Origin of the sequence: Winogradskya consettensis (genome assembly GCF_018332715.1) — a bacterium.
GTDB classification, from domain to species: Bacteria; Actinomycetota; Actinomycetes; order Mycobacteriales; family Micromonosporaceae; genus Actinoplanes; species Actinoplanes consettensis.
The window spans coordinates 1-4,729 of sequence record NZ_BOQP01000091.1 but is presented as its reverse complement, the minus strand read 5'-3'; the positions used below and the strand labels follow the sequence as shown (position 1 = coordinate 4,729).

Sequence of the window (4,729 nt, the reverse complement as noted above, 5' to 3'; positions counted from 1 at the left end):
CCAACCCGTACCATCCGCGGCCGCTGCGAACGACTTGCTCCGGCCGTCGGGTGCCAGGCCCCGCTGGCGCGAGAACTCCACGAAGGCCCGCGGCGTCGCCATGACCGTGACGCCACCGGCCATGGCCAGGTCGCACTCGCCGGCCCGCAGCGCGTTCGCGGCCAGGTGCAGGGCGACCAGCGACGACGAGCACGCGGTGTCCACGGTCACCGCCGGGCCCTCGAGCCCGAGAGTGTAGGAAATGCGTCCTGATGCGACACTGCCGGCGTTGCCGCTCGCCAGGTATCCCTCCAGCTCGGCGGGGATCGTGGACAGGTCGGTGCCATAGTCGTGGTACATCAGCCCGGTGTAGACGCCGGTACGGCTTCCCCGCAGGCTCACGGGGTCGATCCCGGCACGCTCCAGGACCTCCCACGCCGACTCGAGCAACAGCCGCTGCTGCGGGTCGGTCGCGAGCGCCTCCCGGGGCGACAGCCCGAAGAACTCCGGGTCGAAACGGTCCGCGTCGTGCAGGAAACCCCCCGACCTGCAGTACGAATGCCCGGTCGCGGCGGGATCCGGATCGAACAGCGCCTCCAGGTCCCAGCCCCGGTTCACCGGGAAGTCACCGACGGCATCGCCGCCGGACGCGACCAGATCCCACAGGCCCTGGGGCGACACCACACCGCCCGGGAACCGGCACGCCATCGCGACGATCGCGATCGGTTCACCGGCCGTGGCGGGGACCGCCGGCGGCGGTGTGCCGGCGACGACCGGGGCGACGGTCAGTTCGGTCTCCAGGAAGGCCACGAGAGCGGCCACCGTCGGATGGTCGAAGGCCACTGTGGTGGGCAGTCGCAGGCCAGTCGCGGTGTTCAGCTGGTTGCGCAGTTCCACGGCGGTGAGCGAGTCGAGCCCGAGCTCCTGGAACGATCGGCGCGGATCGACCCGGGCCGCCCCGGTGTGCCCGAGAACCACGGCGACCTGGGCGGCCACCAGGCCCGTCAGCAGCCGGGTGCGCTCGTCCGGGGACATCCCGGCGACGCGGCGCGCCAGATTCGCGCCCGCCGGCGTCCGGCGCCGGCGCCGGGGCGGCACCAGCCCGTGCAACAGCTCGGGCAGGTCCTCGCCCCGGTCCCGCAGGGCCACGGTGTCGAAGTGGGTGACAGCGAGCAGCGCGGACTCTCCCGAGGTGGCGGCGTCGAACAGCTCCATCGCCTCGCCGGAGGGCAACGGCAGGAGGCCGTAGCGGTCGATGCGTCTGCGGTCGGTGTCACCGAGGTGCCCGCTGATGCCGCTGTCCTGTTCCCACAGCCCCCAAGCGAGAGAGAGACCGGGCAGACCGGCGGCGTGCCGGTGCTGCATGAGCGCGTCGAGGAACGTGTTGCCGGCGGCATAGTTGGCCTGCCCGGCCGTGCCGAGCAGACCGGCGATCGAGGAGTACGCCACGAACGCGGTCAGCTCGAGGTCACGGGTCAGCTCGTGCAGGTGCCATGCCCCGTCGATCTTCGGCCGCAGAACCCGGGACAGCCGTTGCTGCGACAGCGATCCGACAACACCGTCGTCGAGGACGCCCGCCGTGTGGATCACGGCGCGTACCGGGACGTCCGGGGGCAGCCCGGCGAAGACCGCCGCCAGTGACCGCCGATCCGCGACGTCGGCGGACTCCACCCACACCCGTGCCCCGGCGGCCTCGAGTTCCTGCCGCAGGGCGCCGGCGCCGGGGGCGTCGGCGCCGCTCCGGCTCACCAGCACGAGCCGGGTCACGCCGTGGCGGTGCACGAGGTGCCGGGCAGCGACCGCGCCCAGCCCGCCCGTGCCGCCGGTGATCAGCACGGCGCCGTCCGCCGGCCACGTTGCGGTGCCGGCGATAGCCGAGGCTCGTGCCAGGCGGGGCACCAGGACCTGTCCGCGCCGGACAGCGGCGGCCGGGAACCCCGCCGCTGCGACGCCGGCAGCGTCGGCCGGCAGCGTCGTCAGGTCGTCGGTGTCCAGCAGGACGATCCGGCCGGGTGTCTCCGACTGCGCCGAGCGCACCAGGCCCCAGACCGGCGCGTGCACGAGGTCCGCGGGGGCGTCGCTACCGGCACCGATCGCGCGGTGGGTGGCCAGGACCAGCCTGCTGTCCTGCAGCCGTTCGTCCGAGAGCCAGAGTCGCACCAGGTCCAGCGTCCGAGCCGTGGCGGCCCGGGCCGCCGCCGGGAGGTCGGGTTCCGGGGCCGGGGACACGAGCGGCATCACCACGATCGGTGGCGGGACAGTACCGCTGTCGAGCAGGGCCAGGACCGCGTCCGCCGGGGTGGGCTCCGGTTCCAGCACGAGGGGGACGCCCGGCTCCGCACCGGACAGGTCCTCCGCCGGGATCCACTCCACTCGGGACAGCCCGGAGGCGGAGTCGCGCACGGCCACCGCCGACAGCGGTCTCAGCGTCAGGGATTCGACGGTGGCGACGGGGTTGCCCTGCTCGTCCGTGACGCTCAGGGCGACGGTGAGCGTGTCGGTGTCCTCGTGGCGTACGGTCAGCCGGGCCCGCAGCCCGGTAGCCCCGCCGGGGTGGAGCCGCACCCCGGCGAAGGAGAACGGCAGCCACGACCGGCCACTGTCGAGGGCAACACCCGGCAGCAGCGGATGCAGGACGGCGTCGAGCAGCGCCGGATGCACCGTGAACGCGCCGCCGTCGAGCAGGGTGGCCGGTGCCACATCGGCGTACACCTCGGCGCCGGACCGCCAGACCCGCCGCAGGTTCTGCAACGCCGGGCCGTATCCGTATCCCTGCTCGCCGAGCCGATCGTAGGTGTCCGTCAGATCGGTCTCGGTGGCACCGGCCGGCGGCCAGGGCGACAGGGGTGCCGGCTCCGCGGTGGCGCCGTCTCCGGCGAACGTGCCCGCCGCGTGTCGCACCCACGGCGTGTCCTCGCCGGTCCGTGCGTAGATCTCGAACGACCGGCGGTCGGCACCGTCGGGCAGGCCGACCGGGATCTGCAGGACGAGCGGGGCATCCGCCGGCAGGGCGACGGGTACGGCGACGGTGAGCTCCTCGACCACGTCGCACCCGAGGAGCTGCCCGGCGTGGGCGACCATGTCGAGCAGGGCGGTCGCGGGCAGCAGCGCTGTGCCGGCGATGACGTGCTCCGAGAGCCACGCGTCGGCGCCGGGAAGGATTTCCGCGGTGAACACGGCGGTACCGTCGGCGGCCAGGTCGAGACCGGTGGTGAGCAGGGGGTGGCCGGTGGCCGAGGTCCCCGCGCCGGTGCCGGCCGGCCGGGGGATCTGCTCCAGCCAGTGCCGTTCGCGCTGGAAGGCGTACGTCGGCAGTGCCACCCGCCGTCCGCCGGGGCACGCCGCGGCGAAGTCGGCCGGGGCGCCCCGGACCGCGGCGGTCGCCAGGGCCGTGAGCGCTGTACGCGCCTCGGGCCGCCCCGACCGCAGGACCGCGACGACTGCCGCGTCGCCTCCCCCGTGATCGAGCACCGAACGGGCGGGAGCGGTCAGGACGGCGTCCGGGCCGATCTCGACGAATGTGGTGACGCCCTGCCCGGCGAGGGTGCTCACGGCGTCGGCGAAACGCACCGGCCGGCGCACCTGGTCGATCCAGTACTGCGGATCGGACCACGTCGCCGCCGTCCCGGCGGTCCCGGTCACCGTCGACACGACGGGCAGCCGGGCGGGGACGAACGTGAGCGCGCGCACGACCTGACCGAACCGGGCCAGCATCGGTTCCATGAGCGGCGAGTGGAAAGCGTGGCTGACCGCGAGCTGTTTCGTACGGTGCCCGCGCGCCTTCAGTTGGTCCACGACGGCCGTCACGCTGTCCGCGGCGCCGGAGACGACCACGGAGTCCGGTGCGTTGACGGCGGCAATGCCCACGTCGGTGGACCGCCCGTCGAGCAGGGGCAGCACGTCCGCCTCGGCCGCCTGCACCGCGACCATGACGCCGCCGGCGGGCAGTTCCTGCATGAGCCGGCCGCGCGCGGTCACCAGCGTGGCGGCGTCGGCGAGAGACAGGACACCGGCCACGTGCGCGGCGGTGATCTCACCGATCGAGTGGCCGGCCACCACTGCGGGCCGCAGCCCCCAGGAGTCCAGGAGGCGCCACAGGGCCACCTCGACGGCGAACAGGGCCGGCTGGGTGTAGCGGGTCTGGTCGAGCAGGGCGGCTTCCAGGGTGCCGGGTGCGGCGAGGACCAGGGCGGCCAGGGGGCGGTCGAGGCCGGCGTCGAGGTGGTGGCAGGCGTTGTCGAAGGCCGCGGCGTAGACGGGGTAGGTGGAGTACAGCTCGCGTCCCGTACCGGCCCGTTGTGCGCCCTGCCCGGCGAAGAGGAACGCGGTCTTCGCGGGGTTCACCGGGTCGCCCGTGACGACGGCGGGATGTGGCCGGTTCTCGGCGAGCGCGGTGAGGGCAGCGGGCAGGTCACCGTCCCCGGCATCGATCACGACGGCGCGGTGGGGCAGGACCGCACGGGTCCGGGCGAGGGAGAAGGCGAGGTCGACGGGGTTTTCGGTGACGAGGTCGCGCAGGTTCCGGGCCTGTGCGCGCAGGGCGTCGCCGGTGTGCCCGGAGATCAGCAGCGGTACGGCCGGGGCCGGGGCCGGCCGGCTTGCCGGGTCGGGGACCGTGTCGTCGGCGCCCGGTTGCTCCAGGACGACGTGGGCGTTGGTGCCGCTGATGCCGAAGGCGGAGACCGCCGAGCGCCGGGGGGTGTCCGAGGCCGGCCATTCCCGCTGCCCGGTCAGCAGCCGGACCGTGCCG

At 74.3% G+C, this 4,729-nt stretch carries 1 protein-coding gene; it reads right to left on the bottom strand.

Going from position 1 to position 4,729, the window contains the following annotated elements:
* Positions 1–4,729 (bottom strand): type I polyketide synthase (locus Aco04nite_RS48425; protein ID WP_213003913.1); only part of this gene is annotated, 4,729 nt, incomplete at both ends.